The organism is Comamonas kerstersii, from assembly GCF_008801935.1.
Lineage (GTDB): Bacteria > Pseudomonadota > Gammaproteobacteria > Burkholderiales > Burkholderiaceae_C > Comamonas > Comamonas kerstersii.
This window is the reverse complement of the sequence record NZ_VZOT01000004.1, coordinates 71,677-96,053: the sequence shown is the minus strand read 5'-3', so window position 1 is coordinate 96,053 and position 24,377 is coordinate 71,677. Positions and strand designations below refer to the sequence as shown.

The following is a 24,377-nucleotide window of genomic DNA, read 5'->3' as shown; positions in this document are numbered from 1 at the left end:
TCAACCGCGATCCATCTGGCAATCTGACATAGGCTTTCTCAAGCGCCTTTCCATGCGCAACAGGTGGCATGGCTTTCTTCAACCTGCCGATGATCAACACGCGCGCGGCTCATCAATGGTTCAGGCAATCTTGAAACGGGACACGGACTGGCGCAGTTCCTCAGCCATCTTGGCCAGCTCCTGCACCTGCTCTGCCGTGGTGCGGGTACTGTTTCCGGTCTGCTCGGTCACGGCAAAAATGTGCTGAATATTGCCTGCCACTTCACCGGCCAGCGCCGCTTCGTTCTGCGAGGTCTGGGCGATCTGCTCAATCAGATCCGCCAGCTTGCGTGACACCGCGTCAATTTCTGCCAGCGCAGCGCCCGCAGAGTCAGACAGGCGTGCGCCTTCCACCACGCCCTGGGTAGAGCGCTCCATCGCGGCCACCGCATCCAGGGTGTCGGTCTGAATGGTTTTCACCAGCGCAGCGATCTGGCGTGTCGCGTCCGCCGAGCGTTCGGCCAGGCGCTGCACTTCTTCCGCCACCACAGAGAAACCTCGACCTGCTTCACCTGCCGATGCAGCCTGAATAGCGGCGTTCAAAGCCAGCACGTTGGTCTGCTCGGTAATGTCGGAAATCAGCTCAGTGATTTCGCCAATTTCCTGCGAGGACTCACCAAGTCGCTTGATGCGCTTGGAAGTTTCCTGAATCTGATCGCGAATGGCGTTCATGCCATTGATGGTGTTCTGCACCGCACGCTGGCCATCTTCAGCCGCCTGTCTGGACTGGCGCGCCACCGCAGCAGATTCTTGTGCCTGTGCTGACACCTGGGTAATGCGATCAGCCATGTCCAGAATCGACTGACCGGTTTCGCGGATTTCGCGCAGCTGCTCTGCCGATGTGGCCAGCAGTTGTGAGGAAGTACTGTCCACCTGCGCCGTAGTCTGCGCCACGCGCTGGGCCGTGTTCTGCACACTGCCCACCAGCAGCCGCAGCTCTTCCACCGTGTAGTTCACCGAGTCAGCAATGGCGCCGGTGATGTCTTCCGTCACCGTGGCTTCCTGGGTCAGGTCACCTTCAGCCACGTTCTGCAGTTCGTTCATCAGGCGCAAGATCGCGGCCTGGTTGGCATCATTGATGCGCTTGGCGTCCTGCTCCTGACGGCGTGCATCCATGCGCTGCTGCTCGGCCAGTTCCTGACGTTGACGGCTGTCCAGCAGCTGCACGCGCGAGATACCAATACCGCACAGCAGCACAAACAGACCCAGCATCACCAGCAGAGCCATCTGCCCTGCAGAAATACCGCTTTGCTGCGAGAGCTTGTTCTGCAGTTGCTCCAGCTGTGCACGCAGCGGTTCGCTGTCAGCAATGATGGCATTCTGCGCTTCACGCGCCGCTACCAGGCCTTGCAGATTGCTCAGAATCGAAGCCGCTTCCTCACGTGTCTGCTCATACATTTCCAGCATGGCAGTCAGCTGCTCACGCACCTGCGCATCACGCGCTGCTGACAGGCGCAGTTCGGCATTGCCATGCAGCAGGCCTTCGGCCAGCTCCTTGAAGGAGTTCAGGTCGCGCCCCAGCAGAAACACTGCCTCGGGACTCACGCCATCAATGGTCTGGAATTCGTTGGCTGACTTGCCAATGCGCTGCGTCAGCATGACCAGCTGGCTGGCTGCTGCAATTTCGGGCGCTGCGGCGCCAATTTGCAGCTTGGTGGTGGCCACGGCTTCTGCCAGCTCCAGCAGGCCCGAAGACTGGCGATTGATGGCGCGCAGCGCATCACCGGCCTGCATCAGAGTCTTTTGCTGATTGAGCACCGCACGGGCGTTTTTCTCTGCCTGCTGGGCCAGCCTGCTGACCGAGCCCAGATCTTCTTCATAGGCTGCATCCAGGCTTTGCACACCCAGTTCAGCATCCCCCTGGGTCAGCGCGTGCACATTGCGCCCCAGCACGCTGGCACTGTCCTGCAGCTCAGAGAAGGCAGGCTCCTTGCCGAGCAAGGCCTGCGTCACAGACTTCGCCAGTCGCTGCGACTGCATCAGCGACTGACCCGTTGCCGCCAGCTGCTTGGCCGAACGGTCTGCCTGCTGCAGCACCCAGCCTGCCACCAGGGCCAGCAAAATCACACCCAGAGCCAGCATGGTAAGCAGACGCCGCTGGTGGGTAGCCGCTGGTGCGGGGCCAAGCAAGGGCAGATGGATTTCACTTTGCTCGACCGGTGCATCGTCGAGCACATCCGTGTCCTGCACGCTGGGCCAGGCATCTTCTGCGGACATCTGCTGCGCAGTTGCCTCCTGCTGCTGCACTACTGTCATTTCGTCCTGGCCCTCAGGCTTGCGACGAAAAAATTTGCTGACTCGCTGGACAAAAGACATGCTCAACCTCTAAGAAGCAAAAGATTCACATACGAATGTTCAGAAACTCCGGCGATTGCACCAGGGCGTGCAATTGCAGGACCTGCCACACCGCGCCGGTGTGATCCACATAGCCTGCGCCCAGGCAGCTGGATGGTGTTTGGGCCGTGGCCTGCAAGGAAGGCTCCTGCATGGAAGCAAAATCTTCCGCACCACGCAGCCCCTGCAGCCGGTCCACCACCAGCGCCGCATTGACCTGCAGACCGGGATTGATCAGCAGCAGGCTCACCTCATGCAGCGACTGCTCCGTGCGCTCGACCGGATGCCCGAGCAAGGCACACAAATCAACCACCCCAGCCAGACTGCCACGCAAATTGACCACACCCCAGAACCAGGGCGCGGTATAGGGCACCTTCATGGTGGCAGTCCACGGAAAAATTTCACCGGCCTGATCCAGCGGCAGCAGATAGTTGCGCGAACCGGCCTGCACCGCCAGCCAGCTCGCACCCTTGGATGTGTTGCTGCGCGCGGCTTGCAGGCGCTCGGCCAGACGTACCTGAAGCTCACGCAGCGCTTGTCGGTTTGCCATGGATGCTCACTTCAGACGCTGGACAGCGCAGCAATCTTGGCCTGCAGCTCCTGCGGATTGACGGGCTTGGTGATGTAGTCACTGGCACCCTGACGCAGCCCCCAGACGCGGTCGGTTTCCTGGTTCTTGCTGGTGCACATGATGATGGGCACGTCGGCAAACTTGGTGTTGCGCGCCAGCGAACGGGTGAGCTGAAAACCGTTCTGACCGGGCATGACCACGTCCATCAGAATCAGATCCGGCTTTTCTTCTTCAAGCCTGGTCAGTGCCTGCTCGGCGTTTTCTGCAGTACGTACCTGGTACCCCTGCTGGTGCAATATCTCCGTGAGAAACATCAACTCCGTCTTGGAGTCATCCACGACCAGTACTTTCTGGATAGACATTTCCCTCTCCTCTCTGTCTGTTTTCTGTTCAGCCTGCTACCGATTCGACCTTGCCAAGCTGCTGCACAGCCTTGAGCAGCTGCTCCTTGGTAAATGGTTTGGTGAGATAGTCCTGGCAGCCGACCATGCGCCCGCGTGCCTTGTCAAACACGCCATCCTTGGATGAAAGCATCACCACGGGCGTGTCTGCGAAATGTGCGTTGCGCTTGATGATGGCGCAGGTCTGATAGCCATCGAGCTTGGGCATCAGGATGTCGCAGAAGATCAGATGCGGCCTGAAATCATTCACCTTGGCCAGTGCATCAAAGCCATCTTCGGCAAGCAGGACCTCATGCCCTCCCTGCTTGAGAAAAATCTCTGCACTGCGACGAATGGTGTTGCTGTCATCCACCACCAACACTCTGAAAGATGCTCCGGCTGTACTCAATTTGAAATGCCCTCAGGGTTCACCGAAATCTCCCGGACTGCGCCCTCCCGGCACTGCCCAACTCTCTCATTTCGACCATTTTTATGTCTGGCGGCTGTACCGCCTCCCGGTCTTTGCTGCCTTGCACCTGAGGCGCCATCTTGCAGCTATCACCCACCAAACACATCCAAGTCTTAGGGTCTGCAACAGCTTAAAGTCGCTTCCAATAGAATGCAATGATTGTATTTAGGCACCAACCCGCCCCCTCTTGACAAAGAGCAGGTCATTGAACAACGCATGGCATTTCAGCCCCCTGCAGTCCCCACTGCGCCCCCCTCCCCCGACACTCCCTCCGCCACGCTGGCCCAACCCATGTGCGTGATGTGCTTCAATGCCATCGACCCCAGCGGCGCAGGCGGACTGACTGCGGACATCACCACCATTGCCTCTGTGGGCGGCCACCCCGTCGCCGTTGCCACCGGGGTCATCGTGCGCGATACCAGCCATGTGTTTTCACACACTGCCATGGATGACGAGCTCGTCACCGACCAGGCACGCACTGCGCTGGAGGACATTCCCGTGCGCGCCATCAAGCTGGGTTTTGCGGGCAGCCCGTCCAACCTTGCAGCGATTGCCGAGCTGGCCAGCGACTACCCGGACATTCCCATCATCAGCTACATGCCGGACCTGTCCTGGTGGCAGGGCGACGGTCTCGAAGAATATCTCGACGCCTTTCAGGCGCTGGTCATGCCGCAGACCTCGGTACTGGTCGGCAATTACGGCACCTTGAGCCGCTGGCTGCTGCCGGACTGGAGCCACAGCCGCCCACCAACGGCCCGTGATATTGCCAAGGCCGCAGAAGCGCGCGATGTACCGTTTGTCCTGGTCACGGGCATTCCTCTACCCGAGCAGCATCTGGACAACGTGCTGGCCTCCACCGAAACCGTTATTGGCAGCAGCAAGTTTGAGCTGTTTGATGGCAGCTTCCATGGTGCAGGTGATACCCTTTCGGCAGCGCTGACGGCCTTGCTGGCCGCTGGCAATGAACTGGGAGCTGCTGCACAGGAAGCGCTGGAGTATCTGGACCACAGCCTGGGAGCGGGCTTTCGCCCTGGCATGGGCCAGCTCATCCCCGACCGCATGTTCTGGGCCCAGCCCGAAGAAGGCACCGTTGCCGCTGCAGCCGCTGCTGCTGCCGAAGCAGAGGCTGCGCCCGAAGCACAGCCAGCCGCTCCTGAAGCAGAAAACCAACCGCCCCTCGAGGGCTTTGTGATGCCTCTACATGACACAAAACACTGACCTGAATCAAGCTTTATTCGAGCGCGCCAAGGGCGTGATCCCTGGTGGCGTGAACTCCCCCGTGCGTGCCTTCAATGCCGTGGGCGGCACGCCTCGCTTCGTCAAGCGTGCACAGGGCGCTTACTTCTGGGACACGAACGACCAGCAGTTTGTGGACTACATCGGCTCCTGGGGCCCCATGATCCTGGGCCACGGCCACCCTGAAGTCGTGGCAGCCGTGCAGGCCGCCGTGCTGGAAGGCTTCAGCTTTGGCGCCCCCACCGAACGCGAAGTGGTGCTGGCCGAAAAGATTCGCGAGCTGGTGCCTTCCATGGAAATGGTGCGCATGGTGTCCTCCGGCACGGAAGCGGGCATGAGCGCCCTGCGCCTGGCCCGTGGCTACACCGGCCGCAGCAAGATCATCAAGTTCAACGGCTGCTACCACGGCCATGCGGATTCGCTGCTGGTGAAAGCTGGCTCCGGTCTGGCGACCTTTGGTTCGTCCTCCTCAGCGGGTGTGCCTGCCGATGTGGTCAAGGACACCATCGTGCTGGAATACAACGATGTGGCCCAGCTCGAAGAAGCCTTTGCCAAGATGGGCAGCGAGATTGCCTGCGTGATCATGGAGCCCATCGCGGGCAATATGAACTTTGTGCGTGCCTCGGTGGAATTCACCCGCCGCATCCGTGAGCTGACCAAGGAGCACGGCGCGCTGATGATCTATGACGAAGTCATGACCGGTTTCCGCGTGGCTCTGGGCTGCGCGCAAAGCCTGTATGCCAAGGAGATCGAAGGCTTTGAGCCCGACATCACCGTGATGGGCAAGGTCATTGGCGGCGGCATGCCCATGGCCGCCTTTGGTGGCCGCCGTGAGATCATGGAAAAGCTCTCGCCCCTGGGCCCGGTCTATCAGGCTGGCACGCTGTCGGGCAACCCTATTGCCACGGCCTGCGGTCTGAAAACGCTGGAGCTGATCAGCCGCCCCGGCTTCCATGCCGAGCTGCACCTCAAGACCGGCCACCTGATGCAGGGCCTCAAGGCCGAAGCGGATGAAGCCGGTATTCCGTTCAGCATCGACTGGCAAGGTGGCCTGTTTGGCTTCTACCTGCTGCCCGAGCTGCCCAAGACCTACCACGAGGTCATGAAGACCGACGGTGCCATGTTCAACAAGTTCTTCCACGGCATGCTGGAGCGCGGTCACTACTTTGCGCCTGCGCTGTACGAAGCCGGTTTTGTGAGCATGGCCCACAGCGAGCAAGACATTGACCGCACGGTGGAAGCTGCGCGCGAAGTGTTCAAGACGCTGTAAGCCACACAGCTTCACCCAACAGAAAGCCCTGCAGGCGGCAATGTCTGCAGGGCTTTTTTGATAGCTGCCAGCGCTTGAAAATCAAAGGTTTCAGATAGTTTTTACTTTGAAATCCTTATAAATCAAGCGCAAAGCGCTTTGATTTTTGAAGTTCACTCGCCTTTGGCCAGGCGCGAATGGCGCATGCCGTAGCCAATGTAGATGGCTACACCCAGCCCCATCCAGGCCAGAAAGCGCACCCAGGTCAGGATGGTCAGGTTCATCATCAGGTACACGCACAACACGGCCGACACCACAGGCAGCACCGGGCCCAATGGCACGCGATAGCCACCCGCATTGGGGTTCTTCTTGCGCAGCACCAGCACGCCCACACTGACCAGCACAAAGGCCGACAGCGTACCGATGTTGATCATCTCTTCCAGCGCTTCCACATTGGTAAAGCCCGCCAGCAGCGCCACCACGATACCCACGGCAATCTGCAGGCGCACCGGCGTCTTGTTGACCTTGGAAGTCACGCCCCAGCTGCGGGGCAGCAGACCGTCACGGCACAGCGCCAGCAGCACACGGGCACTGCCCATGAGCAGCACCATGACCACGGTGGTCATGCCTGCCAGCACGCCAATGGCGATGATCTGCGCGGCCCAGTCAGCCCCCACGGCGATGAAGGCGGTAGCCAGCGATGGGTTCTCGGCCTTGGCCAGCTCGCTGTAATGCACCATGCCAGTCAGCGCCAGCGTCACCAGAATGTAGAGCACCGTCACCAGCGCCAGACCACCCAGAATGCCACGTGGCAGGGTGCGCTGCGGGTCTTTCACTTCTTCGGCGGAAGTGGCCACGATGTCAAAGCCCAGGAAGGCAAAGAACACCAGCGCAGCCCCCGAAATCACGCCCAGCCAGCCATACTGGCTGGGTTGCGCGCCAAACAGCCAGGCCAGCATGGGCTGGCCCCAGACATCGCCCGTCACGCCATGCGCAATCACAGGCGCCTGTGCCGGAGGAATAAAGGGCGTGAAGTGGCTGGTGTCCATATAGGTAAAGCCCACCACAATCACAAACAGGGTGATGGCAATCTTCACCATGGTGAGGATGTTGTTCACACGCGCGGATTCCTTGGTGCCCTTGATCAGCAGCAGCGTGAACACGGTCACGATCAGGAAGGGGCCCCAGTTCAGCGTCAGGCTGCCCAGCTGCAGCGTGGAGGGAATATCCCAGCCTGCCGTGGCAAACACGGTGGACAGATAGATGCCCCAGTATTTGGCAATCACTGCACCGGCCGAGATCATCTCCAGCAGCAGATTCCAGCCAATGATCCAGGCTAGGCCCTCGCCCAGCGTCAGATAGGTATAGGTGTAGGCACTGCCAGTGACAGGCACCTTGGACGCAAACTCCGCATAGCACATGATGGCCAGCGCGCAGGTAAACGCCGCGATGATGAAAGAAAAGATCACGGCTGGCCCGGCAAACGTGCCTGCCGCACGTGCGCCCACCGAGAAAATGCCCGCGCCCACGGCCACGGCCAGGCCCATGATGATCAAGTCGAAAGTACCCAGCGTGCGCTTGAGCTGGCGCCCTGGCTCGTCCGCATCAGCCAGTGCCTGTGCGACGGATTTGGTTCGTAACCACTGCATGCAAACCCTTTTTCACTGTCCTCGCGTTCAGCGCAGACAGCCATCTTTGATTCAAAAAAGAGAGCATAGGGATTACCCGCATCAAGCGCACAAAGCCTGCATTTACACCCGAGGCAACGCTTGTTTATTGCGCACACTGCCTGCAACCGCCGACCAATCGAGTTAGCGCCCACACCCACTCAGGATGCCTGCCCATGCAGTCCTCAAAGCGCTTATTACATGCATGCAGAGCGGATATGACGCAAAAAAGCCCGAAAACCTGGAGCCAGGCTTTCGGGCCATAAGACGCAAAGCTCATAAGCTTATTCAGCTTTTGGAGACGGCAGCGCCAGGATCCAGGCGGCCATGCCTTCGGACTGCTCCTGCGTCACCTGCGGGTGGCGCGGCATGATCACATTACCCCAGACCCCCACGCTGCCCTCACGAATCTTGCGCGCCAGATAGGCCTGTACCTCAGGCTGCTCGCGATAGCGCTCGGCCACCTGCATAAAGCCGGGGCCGACAAACTTGCGATCCACACCATGGCAGCGCATGCAGTCACTGCCATCAATCCAGGCCTTGCCCTGCACCAGCTCTGGGCGCTGCTGCGCCACATCACCCACGACCTTGGTCGCTGCCTGGTCCGAAGGTGTGCCGATGTACAGGCGCACGCCCAGATTGAGCAGGCCCAGCACCACCAGAATCATGCCAATGATGATGACCCAGCCAATCCACTTGGGACGCTGCACGGGAACATCGTCGTAGTCCTCCATGAAAAAATCCTTTCACCTAAAACAAACGGCATGGAGCCGAAACCACCATGCCGAGTGTGCGCCGCCTTGCTCAACCTGATGGTGGCAGTGGCTTTGCGCTGTACGCTTGAATTGCTGAGGTAGCCCAGCCCATCGTCAGATGGGCGGTTGAGACGAGGCGGGCCAGCGAAGACAGTAGCAGCGCTACGGCGAGCTGGCCCAACGAAGTATCAAGGGTTAGATCAGCAATTCAATATTAGTGGCGGAAGTGGCGGACGCCAGTAAACACCATCGCCACACCACGCTCGTTCGCCGCATCAATCACTTCTTGGTCACGCATGGAACCACCAGGCTGCGCCACGCAGGTTGCGCCGGCATCGACCACCACGTCCAGACCGTCGCGGAAGGGGAAGAAGGCATCCGACGCGACGACCGTGTTTTGCAGGCTCAGCTTGGCGGCTTCTGCCTTGATGGAGGCAATGCGAGCCGAGTCCAGACGCGACATCTGCCCAGCACCCACGCCCATGGTCATGCCGTTCTTGCAGAATACGATGGCGTTGGACTTGACGAACTTGGCGACCTTCCAGGCAAACAGCAGGTCGTTCAGCTCTTCAGGGGTAGGCTGCTTGATGGTCACGACCTTCAGATCGGCCAGTTGCAGCTCGTGGTTGTCGGCAGACTGCAGCAGCAGACCGGAACCCACACGCTTGGTTTCCAGCGCGTTGCGCACAGCGCCATAGTTCTCAGGCAGTGCAATCTTCATCAGACGCACATTGACCTTGGCCTTGAAGATTTCCAGCGCTTCGGCGGTGAAGTCAGGGGCCATCAGCACTTCCACGAACTGCTTGGACACGGCTTCGGCTGCGGCCTTGTCCACAGGGCGGTTGAAGGCAATGATGCCGCCAAACGCGCTGGTGGGGTCGGTCTGGAAGGCCTTGGAGTAAGCCTCGAAGGGGTTGGCACCAATGGCCACACCGCAGGGGTTGGCGTGCTTGATGATCACGCAGGCAGGCACTTCAAAGCTCTTGACGCATTCCCACGCAGCATCGGCGTCAGCAATGTTGTTGTAGCTCAGTTCCTTGCCCTGCAGCTGCACGCCGGTGGCCAGCGAACCGGCAGCAGGCGCCAGATCGCGGTACCAAGCAGCTTGCTGGTGGCTGTTTTCGCCGTAGCGCAGGTCCTGGACCTTCACATACTGCTCGTTGAACTGGCCGGGGAACTCGGCACGTGCGGGCACGTACTCTTCGCTCAGCTTTTCTTCTTCGAACTTCACGCTCGACAGGTAGTTGCTGATTGCGCCGTCGTACTGGCTGATGCGGTTGAAGGCTGCCACAGACAGCTCAAAGCGCAGCTTGTTGGACAGCTTGCCGTTGGCCTTCAGTTCGGCCAGCACCTTCTCGTACTGGTCAGCAGCCGTGACCACGCCCACATCCTTCCAGTTCTTGGCAGCGGAGCGCACCATGGCGGGGCCGCCAATGTCGATGTTCTCGATGGCGTCGGCCAGTGTGCAGCCTTCCTTGGCCACCGTGGCTTCGAAGGGGTAGAGGTTCACCACCAGCAGGTCGATGGTCTCGATGCCATGTTCCTTGAGCGCAGCCATGTGCTCAGGCAGATCGCGGCGGGCCAGCAGACCGCCGTGTACCTTGGGGTGCAGGGTCTTGACGCGGCCGTCCAGCATCTCTGGGAACTGGGTGACTTCTGCTACTTCAGTAACAGGCAGCCCCTTGTCAGCCAGCAATTTGGCAGTACCGCCGGTAGAGAGCAGCTGAATACCCATCGCGTGCAGGGCTTGGGCAAATTCAACAATACCGGTCTTATCGGAGACGGAGAGCAGTGCTTTCATGGTGCAACTCAATAATGATGAAATCGTGACTCAGCGCTTACCCTGCAAGCGCTGACAGCTATCAGAAGAGGAATACCTCAGCGCTCAGAGCATGCCGTGATCCAGCAGCTTCTTGCGCAAGGTGTTGCGGTTCAAGCCCAGCCACTGGGATGCCTTGGACTGGTTGTTGGCTGCATGTTGCATGACCACATCCAGCAGCGGCTTTTCCACCAGCCGCAGCAACATGTCATACATATTGCAGGGGGTCTCACCGCCCAGATCACGGAAGTAGTTTTCCAGACTTGCGCGAATGCATTCCTCAATATTCTGATTGTCGTTCTGTACTTGGGTGCTCATGCAGCCAATTCCTCAATTGCTTGCTCGTCTGCCCCATTCGTTGCATATGGCAGACGTTCCATCTGCAGGCCTAACTGGTCCAGGTAATCGGCCACGGCCTGCCACTGCGCTTGGCAGTCTTCGATGGTGTTGATGTATTTGCGAAATGCTTCCCCTCCTGGCAAGGCACGCACATACCACGCAATATGCTTGCGCGCGCTGCGCACCCCGGTCAGTTCACCGTACAGGCCGTAGTGATCCTGCAGATGCTCCAGCAGCAGCTGCCGGAGTTCTGACACCAGCGGTGGCGCCATGTGCTCGCCCGTTGCCAGAAAGTGACCAATCTCGCGAAAAATCCATGGGCGGCCCTGCGCCGCACGGCCAATCATCACGGCATCCGCACCGGTGTAGGCCAGCACATCGCGCGCCTTTTCGGGGCTGGTGATGTCGCCATTGGCCACTACCGGCACTTGCACGGCCTGCTTGACGGCGGCGATGGTGTCGTATTCCGCAAAGCCTTTGTACCCCTGCTCACGGGTGCGTCCATGCACCGTCAGCATCTGGATGCCCACCTCCTCAAACTGGGTCGCCAGCTTGACGGCGTTTTTCTCGGCATCGCACCAGCCGGTGCGCATCTTCAAGGTCACGGGCACGTTGTAGGGGCGTGCAGCCTCTACCACGGCCTGGGCAATTTCCACGGCCAGGGGCTCGTTTTGCATCAGGGCAGAACCTGCCCATTTGTTGCACACCTTCTTGGCCGGGCAGCCCATGTTGATGTCGATGATCTGCGCCCCGCGCTCGATGTTGTAGACAGCGGCTTCGGCCATCATGGGCGCATCCGTGCCTGCAATCTGCACGGCAATCGGGCCAGGCTCACCCGCGTGGTTGGCTCGGCGGCTGGTCTTGAGGCTGTTCCACAGGTCTTTGCGCGATGTCACCATCTCACTGACCGCATAGCCTGCCCCCAGGGCCTTGCACAGCTGACGAAATGGCCGGTCCGTTACGCCCGCCATGGGAGCAACAAACAGGTTGTTAGTCAGCGTGTGCTGACCGATGCGTAGCGCAGACATGGAAGGCAAGCCCAAAGGGGAGAAAGGGAACTGTCAGGAAGGAAAGGGCCTGCATTCTACCTGCCCATTTTTTGAGCACATTGCCACGCTACAAAGACACTAGCAAAGCATCAGGTAAACAGCATCGCCTATGCAATCTAGCGAGACGCTGCAGGCACAAAGGCCCACCATTGTCCCGGCACCACCCGCCAGCCGTAACGCTGCATGACGGCTGCCAGCCACTGGCGGTTGAAAGCGACATCCGGTGAGATGTCATCCTCAGGCTCTGGCTCTCCCAGATGCACATCCCCCATGTCCACGGGCTCGCCGTCTGCCAGAGGGCCGCGTACATAGCGGGCAGCAATCTCGCTGTCCAGCACTTCGACACGTATATCCAGCACCTGCGCCATCTGTGCCTCGGCCACGCGCACAAAAGGGCAGCCCTGCAACACCAGATGCATGCCCTGGGAATGCAGCCAGACCTTGAGCAGCTGCAGGCTCCCTCGGGCATGCGAAACCGTCAGCAAAGACTCACATTCAAAAGCACGCTCTGAAGCCTCTGTCATTTCAGGCAACGGGCTGCTTTCGGCATGCACTGCAGCAGCCAGTCCCCATGCCATGCCAAGACCGATACAGACACTCTGCTTCCAAGACTTGATGATCATGCTGCCAGTGTAGAGGCTGGCCTGCACCCGTCTGTAACCAGAAACTTTCATGCGCTGTCGGCGTACAGCGCGTGCTGCGAAACAACCTCTACACTTGCGTGCATGGATGTCTGGATTCAAGCGCTGTTCAATGCACTGGCCCTGCCTCAGTACGGTCTGAGTACCCTGTTTCTGGTGGCACTCGTGTCTGCCACCTTGCTGCCCATGGGCTCGGAGCCTGCAGTCGTTGGCCTGCTGCACCTCAACCCTGAACTGTTCTGGCCTGCCATTTTTACAGCCACGGCCGGCAACACCATTGGAGGCGCCATCAGCTGGTTCATGGGGCTTGGCGCTCACAAGGCCTGGAAAGCGGCACGTCAGCATCGCCGGCAAGGCCACCCTGTTCCTGCCAACCACAAACCTCCCCGTGAATTGACCCGCACCGAACGCCGCGCACGCATCTGGCTGCGCCGCTGGGGTGCCAAGACCTGTCTGCTGAGTTGGCTGCCTGTTGTGGGGGATCCCCTGTGCGCCGTGGCCGGCTGGCTGCGCCTGCCTTTCTGGCCCTGTGTCTTCTATATGGCCATAGGCAAATTTCTGCGCTACCTGGTGATGACTACGGCCATTCTCTGGGCCCTGCCTAACTGATTGTTGACCCCGAGCTGCCGGCATCCGTCTGCAGTGCCTGCAACCGGTCCCACAGGCGCACCACATCTGCCACCGAACGCAGCTGCAGCTTGCGCATGGCATTGCCGCGCCGCACCTTGACCGTGATCTCGCTCACACCCAGGTCGGCGGCAATCTGCTTGTTCAACTGCCCGGCCACCACACCACGCACCACGGCCTGCTCTCCTGCCGTGAGCGTCTGCCACTGCGCCAGCAAGGCCTGATCAGACTGCTGCTGTGCACAGCGCTGCTCATCCAGGGCTACAGCCTGCTGGATCGCATCCAGCAGATCCTGGTCACGAAACGGTTTGGTCAGAAACTCAATGGCACCATTTTTCATGGCCTGCACGCTCATGGGTACATCTCCATGGCCGGTGATAAAGATCACGGGCAAGCCAATGCCCAGCAGCTGCATGCTGCGCTGAAAATCCAGCCCGCTTTGCTGCGGCATGCGGATATCCAGCACCAGACAGGCCGCCCCCTGCGGCGGCTGTGTCTGCCAGTGCTGTACAAACGCTGCCGTCGTGCCAAAACCATACACCTGCAGACCTACGGACTCCAGCAAGTCCTCCAGCGCTGCGCGTACGCTCGCATCGTCATCCACCACAAACACCGTGGCTGTGGCAGGCATCTCAGAAAGATTGGGCAATGGCATGCTCTGTATCTGCAAGGGGCAAAGTGATGAAAAACATGGCGCCAGTGGTGCCATCGTTGCGAGGCTCAGCCCAGATGCGCCCCCCCATGGATTCCACCATGCTGCGGCACAGACTCAGGCCCAGCCCCATGCCCTGAGGCTTTGTGCTCCAGAAAGCATCAAACACATGCTCGGCGATGGCTGCTGGCAATCCTATGCCACAGTCCTGCACCGTCAGCTGGACCTGCTGTGCAGGCAGCACCGCCGCAGACACCTGCACGGCAATGGGATCGCTGGGCACAGTCCAATGGTGTACCGCTTCTTCCACCGCATCGGCAGCGTTGAGCAGCAGATTGCCCAGCACCTGCTGCAGCTGCAGGCTGTCAGCCCACACATGCGGCAGTGCCACGGGAGGCGTCCAGCGCACCTGCAGGTGCCGCTCTGCCAGACGCGCCTGAATCAATGGCAGCATTTTCGGAACCACTGCATCCAGATCTACCGCCTCCAGATTCGGTGCCTCACCACGCGCCATACCACGCACCCGGTTGATCACATTGCTGGCACGCTCTGCCTGATCCAGCATGCGCTGCAAAGCCTGGTGTGCGCGCTCCAGCTGCGGGGGCTGCCGGTTGAGCCAGCGCTGGCAGGCATTACCGCTGGTCACAATCGCGCTCAGCGGCTGGTTCACCTCATGCGCAATCGCTGCACCTAAAGCGCCCAGATTTCCCATGCGGGTCAGCCGCCCGAGCCGCTCACGGGCGGCATGCTCCGCCGTCCGCGCCTGCTGCATGCGCAGCCCAAGATAGGCCGTAATCACAATTGCCAGCACACTGATGCAGGCATTGATCCATCCTGCCTCTGTGACCTGCCAGCCCGCCTCACTGGCAACACCTGCACTCCACGCATAGCTGAGCACCGTCAGCACCACGGCAACCAGCGTCACCGTCACCACGCTGCGTGCAGGCAGCCAGCGCAGCGCCACCAAGATCACCATGATGTAAAGCACGGCGGCCGCCACGGCCTGTTCCATATAGGTGTCCCACCAGGCAATCAGCAGCATGGCCAGCCCGATGCAAGCCAGCAACGCACCTTGGCGCATATGCGATACGGATACGGCCCTCATTCCACCCTCTCTATTCCTGTGCCCGCGCCTGCCAGTACGCCTGGCTGACACCTGCTTCCTGCTCCAGCCGCTGCACAATGCCTTCCAGCTCAGCCACGTGCACGGCAGTGGCATACAGCGTCAGCTCAATTTCTACTTCGCCATGGTCTGCTGCATGCTGCTCAATATCTCGCACGGGGTAATGCGCTGCATCCAGCCATTCCACGGCTTTTTCCCGCAAGTCCGCCTGCAAAGCACGCTGACAGACCACATGCACGGAATAGGTGGCCTCCGTAAACAGCTCGCCCATGGGCTGGCGGTTGATACGGTTGACCACGGGGCGCAGCAAAGTGTTGGCAGCCAGTACAAACAAGGTGGCCAGCACAGCTTCCGGCAGCATCTTCGCTCCGGCGCAGCAGCCCACGGCTGCAGAGCACCACAGTGTGGCCGCCGTGTTCAGCCCCGAGACATTGGCCCCCTCTTTCATGATGGCACCTGCACCCAGAAAGCCGATGCCTGAGACCACATACGCAATCACCTGCATGGGACTGGGTGAGCCTCCATGCATGCTGTAAAAGCGCACGGCCAGATCTACAAATACCGCAGCGCCCACGGCCACCAGTGTGTTGGTGCGTAGCCCCGCCGTACGTTGACGCACCTGACGCTCCAGCCCCACCAGTGCACCAAGCACAAAGGCAAGACTGAGACTGCCCAGGGTGCTAAGCCAGGCAGCCAGATCAAACGTCGTCCATTGCAGCATGTGTGATGACATGGTGAGAGTGTTTCACAAACATATGACAGCTGCCGTAAGCCCACAGCAGAAAAAGCCCCGGGGGTTGAGCCCGGGGGCTTGCTGCATCAGCTTTTACTGCCAGCCAAATCGGCGGATGTAATAGCGCTTCACAAAGGTCGTCAGCGCGGCATATCCCACCAGAATGGCGACCAGCAGCGGCCAGTACGCGCCGGGCAGTGGCACCAGACCAAAGTAGCCAGCCAGCGGCCCCATGGGCAGCCATACACCGATGGCCATGATGATGATGGTCATTACCATCAGCGCCCAGGAACTGCGGCTTTCCAGGAACGGAATCTTGGGCGTGCGGATCATGTGCACGATCAGCGTCTGGGTCAGCAGCCCCACCACAAACCAGCCGGACTGGAACAACGGTGCCTGTGCATCGGTATTCGCCTGGAAGATGAACCACATCATGGCAAAGGTGGCAATGTCGAAAATCGAACTCAGCGGCCCAAAGAACAGCATGAAGCGGCCAATATCCTGCGGGTTCCAGCGCAGTGGCTCGCGCACCAGCTCGTCATCCACTTTGTCAAAGGGAATGGCAATCTGCGAGATATCGTAGAGCAGGTTCTGCACCAAGAGCTGCAGCGGCAGCATGGGCAGGAAGGGCAGGAAAGCCGAGGCCACGAGCACCGAAAACACATTGCCGAAGTTGGAGCTGGCCGTCATGCGGATGTACTTGAGCATATTGCTGAAGGTGCGACGCCCTTGCATCACCCCCTCTTCCAGCACCAGCAGGCTCTTTTCCAGCAGGATGATGTCGGCCGCTTCCTTCGCGATATCCACGGCACTGTCCACGCTGATACCGATATCGGCCGCACGCAGCGCAGGCGCATCGTTGATACCGTCGCCCATAAAGCCCACCACATGGCCTTTGCTGCGCAGTGCATGCACCAGGCGTTCCTTGTGCAGCGGCGTCAGCCTTGCAAACAGGCGGTGCTTTTGTGCAGCTTCAGCCAATGCGCTGTCGCTCATGCGTTCAATCTGTGCACCGGTCAGCGGGGTACCAGGGTCAATACCCACCTGCTCACACACACGCGCTGCCACCAGTTCGTTGTCTCCTGTGAGCACTTTGACGGCCACGCCATGGGCCTTGAGCGCTTCAATGGCAGGAGCGGTCGACTCCTTGGGTGGATCCAGAAAAGCGATATAGCCCACCAGCACCAGGTCCGCCTCATCAGTCACGCCATAAGGGAAGGCCTGCGCACCTTGCGGGCGCTGGATGCGTTTGCTGGCAACAGCCACCACACGCAGGCCCTGGTTGTTCAGCTCCTGCGTCACGCTGCGCACGCGTGCCAGTTGTGCCTCGGCCAGCGGCAGCGTTTCCATGCCCAGACTGACATGGCTGCAGGCAGAGAGAATTTCTTCCACCGCCCCCTTGCAGACCAGTACATGCTCGTCGCTGTCTACGGGGCGCACAATCACGGACATGCGGCGGCGCACAAAGTCAAAGGGAATCTCGTCCACCTTCTGCCACTGCTCCTGCCAGTTGTCCTGAGGAGTCGCCTCCATGTGCTCAATCACCGCACGGTCCAGCAGGTTCTTCAACCCCGTCTGGTAGTAACTGTTGAGCCAGGCCAGGCGCAGGGTGTCCTGTGAGGCTTCACCCAGCACATCGGTATGGCGCTCCAGCACAATCTTGTCCTGCGTCAGGGTGCCAGTCTTGTCGGTGCACAGCACATCCATGGCACCAAAGTTCTGAATCGCATCGAGCCGCTTGACGATGACCTTCTGGCGCGAGAGCACGACCGCGCCCTTGGCCAGGGTGGACGTCACAATCATGGGCAGCATCTCGGGCGTCAGCCCCACAGCCACCGACAGCGCGAACAGGAAAGCCTCTGGCCAGTCACCCTTGGTAAAGCCATTGAGCAGCAGCACGATGGGCACCATGACCAGCGCAAAGCGGATCAACAGCCATGAGACGCTATTCACTCCCAGCTGGAACGATGTCTGCACCCGGTCAGCTGCCATGGTGCGCTGCGCCAGCGTGCCAAAGTACGTGTCATTGCCGGTGGAAATCACCACTGCCGTTGCCACGCCGGAGACGATGTTCGTCCCCATGAACAGCAGGTTGCTCTGCTCCAGAATGCCTTCGGACGAATGCTGGCGGTCCGCAAACTTTTCCACGGGCAGCGATTCGCCGGTCATGGCAGCCTGCGCCACAAACAAATCCTTGGCACTGATCACGCGACAGTCAGCAGGCACCATGTCACCGGCGGAAAGCACGATGTGGTCCCCCGGCACCAGTTCGCGCATGGGCACTTCCATCTGCTGCGCGGCAGTGCCCTCCTGCGCCACGCGCAGCACGGCGGCCGTGCTGCTGACCATGGCCTTCAGGCGCTCGGCGCTGCGGTGTGAGCGCCCTTCCTGCACAAAGCGAATCACCGTAGACAGCAGCACCATGCAGCCGATCACGACGGTGGCTTCCATGTCATCGGCCGCAGCCGAGACCAGTGCCAGCACGGTCAGCAGAATGTTGAAAGGGTTGCTGTAGCACTGCCACAGGTGCTGCCACCAAGCCAGTGGCTTTTCATGGTCCACCTCATTCGGACCATGACGCTCCAGGCGCTCTTCGGCCTCCTGCTGCGTCAAGCCTGACTCGGATGAACGCAGGCGAACCAAAGTAGCAGGCACATCATCACAGGCCGCACGCCACAGTGCACAGCTCACATGCTCGGACACCTGCGCAGAAGCCATGTCGGACTTGCCATCCGCACGGCGCGTAAAGCTTGGCAGCGCGCTGCGCGAAAACAGCCCTTTGCTGCGCCTGCGGCGCAGAAAATTACCAAACCATGTGGTCATGAATTTCACGGTGCAATCTCCTCGGAGGAAGGCGTGCACAGACACCTCTTCCCGGATGGAGGCGCTCCATCAGGCAATGGTGGTGTACAGATCAGGAGGGGCGTTCAGCCGTACAGGCTGGAACGCCAAATGAAGTGCAAGCGAATGGCTGAAGCCAAGGCTTACAAAGCCATGCCAAACAGGCGACGGCCACCCCAGGGCAGAGGCAGACGCGCGGCAGGCCTGGCGGTAGAAGCAGGCTGGGGAGCAACTGCTGCCTGCTCTGCCTGCAGCGCAATGCCCAGCGGCTTCAGGCTTGCACGCTGTGCGCTGTGCAGATGACGCAGTACGGCCTCACGGCTGCTGTCATTGAGCAGACTCAGCACATCGGCAATCACACGGGGAGAGCAGCCGGACAGGGCGTTGCAAAACGCCACCAGACCATGGGTGGCCAGCAAGGCACGCACCTGGCAGACATTGCGGTCCATCAGGGCTGCGCGCAGAGAACGGGTGAGGGGGTGGTAGTTCATGGGAATCCTCCAGGGCAGCGTGCCCAGGCCCCATGTCAAGACACGGAATCAGATCCTAGACAAACCGCCATTTGCAATCGGTAAACGGTCAATCGAAGCGGCGCTTATGCGCCTTTCAGGGTCAGGTTCCAGATCCATGCCTCAGTACTCCTTGAATAAAAAAGCATCACAGCCCATGCCTGTGCTGTGCTTGCATGTATTGTCACTGCCACGCCTGCCGACGACCAGATGCTCTTGGTAGCGTGGCGATATACCTTGGTATATCGCTACCTCCACCCAGATACAAAAAACGGCATCCAAAGATGCCGTTTTGCGTGCAGCCCTTGGGGCAGCTTTTAATCAATTTTCAGCCCTATGGCTTGTGTCACCTGCGCATAGCGCTCTATATCTGAGAGCACCATGCGTTGAAAATCCTCGGCACTGCCACCATCCATGGCAAAGCCCTGGGCCGCAATCGCCTGTGCGACCTCGGGCTTGCGCAGCACCTCACGCAGCGCACGATTGAGCTGCTGCACTGTGGCGGCAGGCGTTGCAACAGGTGCCAGCAGGCCATGCCACTGGTCGACGGCAAAGTCAGGCACACCCTGCTCCGCCACTGTGGCCACCCCCGGCAGCAAGGGTGAGCGCTGCGGCGAAGTGACCGCCAGTGCGCGCAGCTTGCCAGACTGCACCAGTGGCGCGGCGCTGCTGGCCGTAATAATCGCCATGGGCACCTGGCTGCCTGCCACAGCCGCCAGCGCCGGGCCGCAGCCCTTGTAAGGCACCTGCTGCAGCGGTACCTGACGCGCTTGGGCCAGCATTTCCCCGGCCAGATGCTGAGGCGTTCCATTGCCGCAGGAGGCAAATGGCACAGGCTCCTGCTGCTGTGCAGCGGCCAGTACCTGTGCAAGGTTCTGCCAAGCTGAATCTGCAGGCACGACGATGACCGAAGGCACAAAGCCCACATTCATCACCCCTGCAAAGTCCTTGCGCGGGTCAAACTCCAGCTTGCTGAACACCCCTGGGTTGATGGCAAACGAACTGTTGACCATGAGCAGCGTATGCCCGTCCGGCTTGGCATCGGCCACAATCTTAGCGCCAATATTGCCGCTGGCGCCGGGCTTGTTGTCCACCACCACGGGCACGCCCAGCTGCTGCTGTAATTCAGCCCCAAGCTTGCGCGCCAGCCAGTCTGTGCCGCCACCGGGCGGGAAAGTCACCACAATGGTCAGCGGCTGCTGGGGCTGGAAGGTCTGCAGCCCCTCCCCTGCTTTCTGGTTACCACAGGCTGCCAGCCCCAGAAGCAGCGCCACAGCGCATGCACGTTGAATAAGGCGACGCATGTCAGGCATCCAAGCCGATGTCGAGTACACGGGCGCTGTGCGTCAACCAGCCCACGGCAATCTGGTCCACGCCCGTCGCCGCCACGGCGGGTGCAGTTTCTGGTGTGATACGGCCGGACGCCTCAGTAATCGCACGGCCCTTGCACATGGCGACAGCCGTGCGCAAATCATCCAGGCTCATGTTGTCCAGCAGAACTACATCCACACCCAGCTGCAGCGCCACTTCCAGCTGCTGCAGGGTATCCACCTCCAGTTCGATCTTGACCATATGCCCCACGCCGGCCCGTGCACGCAGCACGGCCTGCTCTACGCCACCGGCCAGCGCGATATGGTTGTCCTTGATGAGCACAGCATCATCCAGACCAAAGCGGTGGTTGCTGCCACCGCCCACGCGCACGGCGTACTTCTGCACCACACGCAGACCGGGCATGGTCTTGCGTGTGCAGGTCACGCGCGCGCCGTACGGTGCAATCGCACGGGCAATGGAGGCCGTAGCCGTCGCCACGCCACTCAGGTGGCACAGATAGTTCAGCGCCACACGCTCGGCAGACAGCATGGCGCGCGCACTGCCACTGACGCGGGCAATCTCGGCACCGGGCTGCAAATCCGCGCCATCACACAGCAGCACTTCAAAGCGTGCCTGCGGATCCAGCGCCTGAAAGGCCAGCCGTGCCATATCCAGCCCGGCCAGCACACCTTCCTGGCGTGCCACCAGACGCAGCTGGGCCTGCGCATCGGCAGGCACGATGGTGTCCGTCGTCAAGTCTCCTGCCCGGCCCAGGTCTTCCAGCAAGGCCATCTGTACCAGCGGCTGCAGCATCACATCGGGCAGCGCAGGTACAGGCAAACGGTGGTTATTAATGCTCATTTTGAGTATTTATCAGACAAAAAAATAGACATGCTGCAGATGAAGCAGCATGCCTAGTTATGCTAATTTTGAGCACAAGCTTTTGTCAAGCACCACGCGCCAGCGGCAGCTTGGTGCCAGCCGTGGCACGCTCCTGCAGCACATCGCTGCGAAAGCGAAACAGCTTGGCAGGCCGACCTGCACTGCCCGCCGCCATCTGCCCGGTTTCTTCCACCAGCGCCTGCTGCTCAATCAGGCGGCGGAAGTTCTGCTTGTGCAGGCCACGGCCTGCCAGCGCCTCCACCGTCTGCTGCAGCTGCAGCAAGGTGAACTCCGGCGGCATCAGCTCAAACACCACGGGACGGTATTTGATCTTGGCGCGCAGCCGTGCCATGCCCGTCGCCAGAATACGGCGATGGTCATGCGCCATGGCCTTGCCCGGCACCTGACCACGCATGGGCAAGCCACGGCGTGCCGCTTCTTCAATCAAGCCTGCTTCAAACAGCAGCTCATAGCGCTGCAGCACCAGCTCTTCATTCCAGGCCTGGCCATTAATTCCAAAATTAATAGCTACTCGCGCTTGCCTGGTCTGCCTTAGAGCCTGATTTTGTGCTTCATCCACCCACGCCTGCAGGTGCGGCAATATGCAGCTTTGCAGTACTGCAGGTGCACCTTGTCGCCAGTCTTCCCAGGGAAAAAAGCTATACCAGTCCTGCCAGCTGGTCGCGCCCTGCGGGCTTTGTTCCGGCTCACAGGTCAAACCCAGATAGCTGATGGACAGCACATGGGCAGCCTCTTCACGCTCGCGGTCGGCAAAGGTATAGAGCTGCTCCACATAGCCCAGCGAGTGCTGGGTCTGGCTTTCCACCCAGGCACGCAGGCCCGCCTGCAGCGAGCGGTGCACCATCTGGAACGGGCCCGCTGGCAGCGCCTGCCCGCATTGCGTCGTCAGCACACGGGGTGCGCCCTGGCTGACCGCCACAAGGACGGCCACCAGTTCAGCATGCAAAGCCTGGGTAGGAGTGGCGTTCAATTGAGACGTTAAACGTTGAACAGCGAATGTGACTGCAAGTCGTTGAATAAACAGTTCACCATGCTGCTCCATTAAAAAACATACTCATGTTTGTACTCAAGAAACTCAGCATTGAGTACGTTCAACCGTGATCTGTCGCCGCTGCGCCGGCTCGGATTCAGCTTTTCAGACGCCAGCGGCAGGCATCAATGGTGGATTTTATCTGTTGCGCCAGCATCTGCCTGATCGGCGCACGCTCCAACCGTTCACCCAATGAGCTTGCCTGCAGCAACATCCGTTCGATGACCTCTTCCGCCCGTTTCCTTGGGACGCCACCTTCCTCCGCCAGACGCAATAAATGCCGGCGTTCGATGGCAGCACCTTCGCCGCAAACGTCCAGGTGATGCTGGCCCATCGGGCCTTCGCTGAAGGTCAGGTCGAATGCCGGAGCCAGACGCCAGCGCCGGTCAGGCCCGAGACGCCAGGCGAAGTTCTTGGGATGGTCGTCCCGGTTGTGGAAGAGCACATTGAAGACGGCTCGCGCGTAGGCCTTCTCCACTTCGCGCTCGTCGCGCGTCAGGAAACGGGTAGCCCGCAGGAAGGCGGTGTAGTCGGTGGCACCGGGCAGGCGAAAATCCACCTGCAACAATCCAGCCAGACTATGCACCGGGACACGTTGCCCACCTTCCCGGTCGAAGCGCGCGACGCCAAAGGCGGCCAGTTCAGGGCCAAGGTCGAACCAGCGACTTTCGGGCACTTCCAGTCCGCAATCCCGAGCCAACTCGGCATAGAGCTGCTCGATGACGCAGACCTCCTTGTGTTCGTTCTGCGCCGGGAACTTGACCAGCCAGGGGCTGCCGGGCGCATCCGGACGGGTGCTGACTTGTCCGGTCGCTGCGTCGTACTGCACCAAGGCCTTGGGGCGAGCCCCTTGCGGCGAGCCGCCGGTGAGCGCAAGCTCGCGCAGGGCTGCCCCCGCCTCGCCCGCGAGCGCGAGACGGCTTTGTTCGGCCAGCGCCAGCAAGGACCAGTCGGGCTCCCGGGCGCCGGCGTCGCTTGCCGGAACGAAGCGTAACGCGCCCATGGCGCGCTCACCAATGAAGGCCAGCCGGTCGAGCGGCCCGGGATGACGCAAGCCGTGTTGACGGAACAGGCGATCCATCAGCAGCAAACCCCAGCCGTCAGGCAGACTGTCGGCGATCAGGCCCGGAAGGCGATGCAAATGGGTCGGAAAACTTCCGTAGGCATCCGCACGCAGCTTGAGGTGCAAGGGCGACAGTTCCAAGCCCTGAGACAGGGCTTCGGGAGAATATTCGAAGAGCAGGGATTGACCGTCATCGGCCAGGCGTCCCAACGGCCAGTCTTCTCCCCAGCCGCAATAATGCACGGTAAGCAGCTTCATGATGTTCTCTTGCGCGGCGCACGCTGGCGGCGGCTGACAAGGTCTACTTGTTCCATCTGGGCGATGGATTGCCGTTTGAGCACGAAGAGATCGTCCAGCGCCTCCTGCAAGCCAAGCGCCTGCGCGACGCGGACCAGCGTTTCCAGCGAGCACTGGCCGTCGCTTTCGAGTTTGCGCAACGCCCCCAGGGACAGTCCGGCCATTTGCGCCAGTTCACGCTGCGTGAGCGATTGGGCAAGGCGCTGCTCGCGCAGACGAACACCCAGCGCGTGCAGGATTTCAGCGGAAGTCGATAGATTAAAAGCCACTTTTATGACCCTTAACGCCAAATAAATTTCATAAGTTCCATTATAGTGAACTTTATTTGCCATTAAAAGCACATGGCCGCGATAGCTGCCGCGAGCGATCAGGCAGTGACCATCGTAACGCTACGATGTTACGGTGCAGGCTCCTGTCCGGCAGCCGGTGCCTCCAGCAGTACTGAAGGCTCCACCCCCAGCGCCTCGGCCAGCTTGAAGATGTTCAGCAATGCGATGTTGCGTTGCCCACGCTCAACCCCCCCCAGATAGCTGCGCGCCAAGCCACTTTCCAGTGCCAGGCGTTCTTGCGACCACCCTCTGGTCTTTCTGATTTCTATCAGCTTCAGGCCGAAGCGTAGTCGGGGATCAAGGGCCATATTTCTCTCTTCTTAAAGAGAAATGACTCTATGAGTGCCCCCTCTATAGGGCTACGCCCGATAAGTACCCGCACTATGAGTGACAATTGAATGCAGGCGCCAT

General features: G+C 60.3%; 24 protein-coding genes. 3 read left to right on the top strand and 21 right to left on the bottom strand.

Going from position 1 to position 24,377, the window contains the following annotated elements; all coding sequences use genetic code 11:
- Nucleotides 1-120: 120 nt before the first annotated feature.
- Genes F7P80_RS07765 through F7P80_RS07750 form a run of 4 tightly spaced genes read right to left on the bottom strand, consistent with a single transcriptional unit; the run spans nt 121 to nt 3,733 of the window.
- Nucleotides 121-2,355, bottom strand: a complete 2,235-nt coding sequence (locus tag F7P80_RS07765; protein WP_151043797.1) for a methyl-accepting chemotaxis protein — start codon at nt 2,353-2,355, stop codon at nt 121-123.
- A gap of 25 nt (nt 2,356-2,380) precedes the next feature.
- Entirely contained in the window at nt 2,381-2,923 is a 543-nt protein-coding gene (locus tag F7P80_RS07760) for a chemotaxis protein CheW (protein WP_151043795.1), read from the bottom strand.
- Between the two features lie 11 nt (nt 2,924-2,934).
- On the bottom strand, nt 2,935-3,306 hold the full coding sequence (locus F7P80_RS07755) for a response regulator (RefSeq protein WP_151043793.1): 372 nt from the start codon (nt 3,304-3,306) through the stop codon (nt 2,935-2,937).
- A 28-nt stretch (nt 3,307-3,334) separates the two neighbouring features.
- Entirely contained in the window at nt 3,335-3,733 is a 399-nt protein-coding gene (locus F7P80_RS07750) for a response regulator (RefSeq protein WP_151043791.1), read from the bottom strand.
- A gap of 276 nt (nt 3,734-4,009) precedes the next feature.
- On the opposite strand from F7P80_RS07750, the gene thiD reads away from it, so the two are divergent.
- Both thiD and hemL read left to right on the top strand, forming a co-directional pair.
- Nucleotides 4,010-5,011 (top strand): bifunctional hydroxymethylpyrimidine kinase/phosphomethylpyrimidine kinase, encoded by a 1,002-nt coding sequence (thiD, locus tag F7P80_RS07745; RefSeq protein ID WP_151043789.1) that lies wholly within the window; start codon nt 4,010-4,012, stop codon nt 5,009-5,011.
- Nucleotides 4,995-6,299 (top strand): glutamate-1-semialdehyde 2,1-aminomutase, encoded by a 1,305-nt coding sequence (hemL, locus tag F7P80_RS07740; RefSeq protein ID WP_054067550.1) that lies wholly within the window; start codon nt 4,995-4,997, stop codon nt 6,297-6,299. Before thiD ends, hemL begins: the two co-directional genes overlap by 17 nt.
- A 152-nt stretch (nt 6,300-6,451) precedes the next feature.
- Here hemL and F7P80_RS07735 read toward each other — a convergent pair whose 3' ends face one another.
- From F7P80_RS07735 to F7P80_RS07710, 6 genes are all read right to left on the bottom strand, one after another.
- Nucleotides 6,452-7,927, bottom strand: coding sequence for an APC family permease (locus F7P80_RS07735; RefSeq protein WP_151043787.1), 1,476 nt, complete (start codon nt 7,925-7,927; stop codon nt 6,452-6,454).
- Between the two features lie 302 nt (nt 7,928-8,229).
- Complete coding sequence (locus F7P80_RS07730) at nt 8,230-8,679, bottom strand: c-type cytochrome (protein ID WP_151043785.1); 450 nt, start codon at nt 8,677-8,679, stop codon at nt 8,230-8,232.
- A 235-nt stretch (nt 8,680-8,914) separates the two neighbouring features.
- Entirely contained in the window at nt 8,915-10,501 is a 1,587-nt protein-coding gene (purH, locus tag F7P80_RS07725) for a bifunctional phosphoribosylaminoimidazolecarboxamide formyltransferase/IMP cyclohydrolase (RefSeq protein WP_077345139.1), read from the bottom strand.
- 84 nt (nt 10,502-10,585) lie between these two features.
- The gene (locus F7P80_RS07720; RefSeq protein WP_054067554.1) at nt 10,586-10,837 is read right to left on the bottom strand and encodes a Fis family transcriptional regulator; all 252 of its coding nucleotides are present in this window, start codon (nt 10,835-10,837) and stop codon (nt 10,586-10,588) included.
- Nucleotides 10,834-11,886 carry a tRNA dihydrouridine synthase DusB gene (gene dusB, locus F7P80_RS07715; RefSeq protein ID WP_151043783.1) on the bottom strand — a complete coding sequence of 351 codons (1,053 nt, stop codon included), beginning with the start codon at nt 11,884-11,886 and terminating at the stop codon, nt 10,834-10,836. The genes F7P80_RS07720 and dusB overlap by 4 nt, the downstream gene beginning before the upstream one ends.
- A 137-nt stretch (nt 11,887-12,023) precedes the next feature.
- Nucleotides 12,024-12,530, bottom strand: coding sequence for a M15 family metallopeptidase domain-containing protein (locus F7P80_RS07710; protein WP_151043781.1), 507 nt, complete (start codon nt 12,528-12,530; stop codon nt 12,024-12,026).
- A 102-nt stretch (nt 12,531-12,632) separates the two neighbouring features.
- On the opposite strand from F7P80_RS07710, the gene F7P80_RS07705 reads away from it, so the two are divergent.
- Complete coding sequence (locus tag F7P80_RS07705) at nt 12,633-13,157, top strand: YqaA family protein (protein ID WP_211372004.1); 525 nt, start codon at nt 12,633-12,635, stop codon at nt 13,155-13,157.
- Here the strand turns inward: F7P80_RS07705 and F7P80_RS07700 are convergent.
- From F7P80_RS07700 to F7P80_RS07650, 11 genes are all read right to left on the bottom strand, one after another.
- A complete protein-coding gene (locus F7P80_RS07700; protein ID WP_151043779.1) occupies nt 13,150-13,830 on the bottom strand; it encodes a response regulator transcription factor in 681 nt (226 codons plus the stop codon). The two genes, F7P80_RS07705 and F7P80_RS07700, sit on opposite strands and share 8 nt — an antisense overlap.
- Entirely contained in the window at nt 13,808-14,932 is a 1,125-nt protein-coding gene (locus F7P80_RS07695; protein WP_151043777.1) for a sensor histidine kinase, read from the bottom strand. The genes F7P80_RS07700 and F7P80_RS07695 overlap by 23 nt, the downstream gene beginning before the upstream one ends.
- Nucleotides 14,933-14,942: 10 nt before the next feature.
- Nucleotides 14,943-15,683 carry an MgtC/SapB family protein gene (locus F7P80_RS07690; protein WP_417034257.1) on the bottom strand — a complete coding sequence of 247 codons (741 nt, stop codon included), beginning with the start codon at nt 15,681-15,683 and terminating at the stop codon, nt 14,943-14,945.
- A 93-nt stretch (nt 15,684-15,776) separates the two neighbouring features.
- Nucleotides 15,777-18,515 carry a magnesium-translocating P-type ATPase gene (gene mgtA / locus F7P80_RS07685; RefSeq protein ID WP_151043775.1) on the bottom strand — a complete coding sequence of 913 codons (2,739 nt, stop codon included), beginning with the start codon at nt 18,513-18,515 and terminating at the stop codon, nt 15,777-15,779.
- Between the two features lie 152 nt (nt 18,516-18,667).
- The gene (locus tag F7P80_RS07680; RefSeq protein ID WP_058880075.1) at nt 18,668-19,015 is read right to left on the bottom strand and encodes a hypothetical protein; all 348 of its coding nucleotides are present in this window, start codon (nt 19,013-19,015) and stop codon (nt 18,668-18,670) included.
- Nucleotides 19,016-19,350: 335 nt separating this feature from the next.
- Nucleotides 19,351-20,337 (bottom strand): tripartite tricarboxylate transporter substrate binding protein, encoded by a 987-nt coding sequence (locus tag F7P80_RS07675; RefSeq protein ID WP_054067588.1) that lies wholly within the window; start codon nt 20,335-20,337, stop codon nt 19,351-19,353.
- A 1-nt stretch (nt 20,338) separates the two neighbouring features.
- Nucleotides 20,339-21,205, bottom strand: coding sequence for a carboxylating nicotinate-nucleotide diphosphorylase (gene nadC, locus F7P80_RS07670; RefSeq protein WP_151043773.1), 867 nt, complete (start codon nt 21,203-21,205; stop codon nt 20,339-20,341).
- A gap of 85 nt (nt 21,206-21,290) precedes the next feature.
- Nucleotides 21,291-22,217, bottom strand: a complete 927-nt coding sequence (locus tag F7P80_RS07665) for an NUDIX hydrolase (RefSeq protein WP_151043771.1) — start codon at nt 22,215-22,217, stop codon at nt 21,291-21,293.
- Nucleotides 22,218-22,374: 157 nt separating this feature from the next.
- Nucleotides 22,375-23,598, bottom strand: coding sequence for a type II toxin-antitoxin system HipA family toxin (locus tag F7P80_RS07660; RefSeq protein WP_151043769.1), 1,224 nt, complete (start codon nt 23,596-23,598; stop codon nt 22,375-22,377).
- Nucleotides 23,595-23,969 (bottom strand): helix-turn-helix domain-containing protein, encoded by a 375-nt coding sequence (locus F7P80_RS07655; RefSeq protein WP_249041413.1) that lies wholly within the window; start codon nt 23,967-23,969, stop codon nt 23,595-23,597. The genes F7P80_RS07660 and F7P80_RS07655 overlap by 4 nt, the downstream gene beginning before the upstream one ends.
- Nucleotides 23,970-24,034: 65 nt before the next feature.
- Nucleotides 24,035-24,274, bottom strand: coding sequence for a helix-turn-helix domain-containing protein (locus F7P80_RS07650; RefSeq protein ID WP_011806687.1), 240 nt, complete (start codon nt 24,272-24,274; stop codon nt 24,035-24,037).
- Nucleotides 24,275-24,377 lie beyond the last annotated feature (103 nt).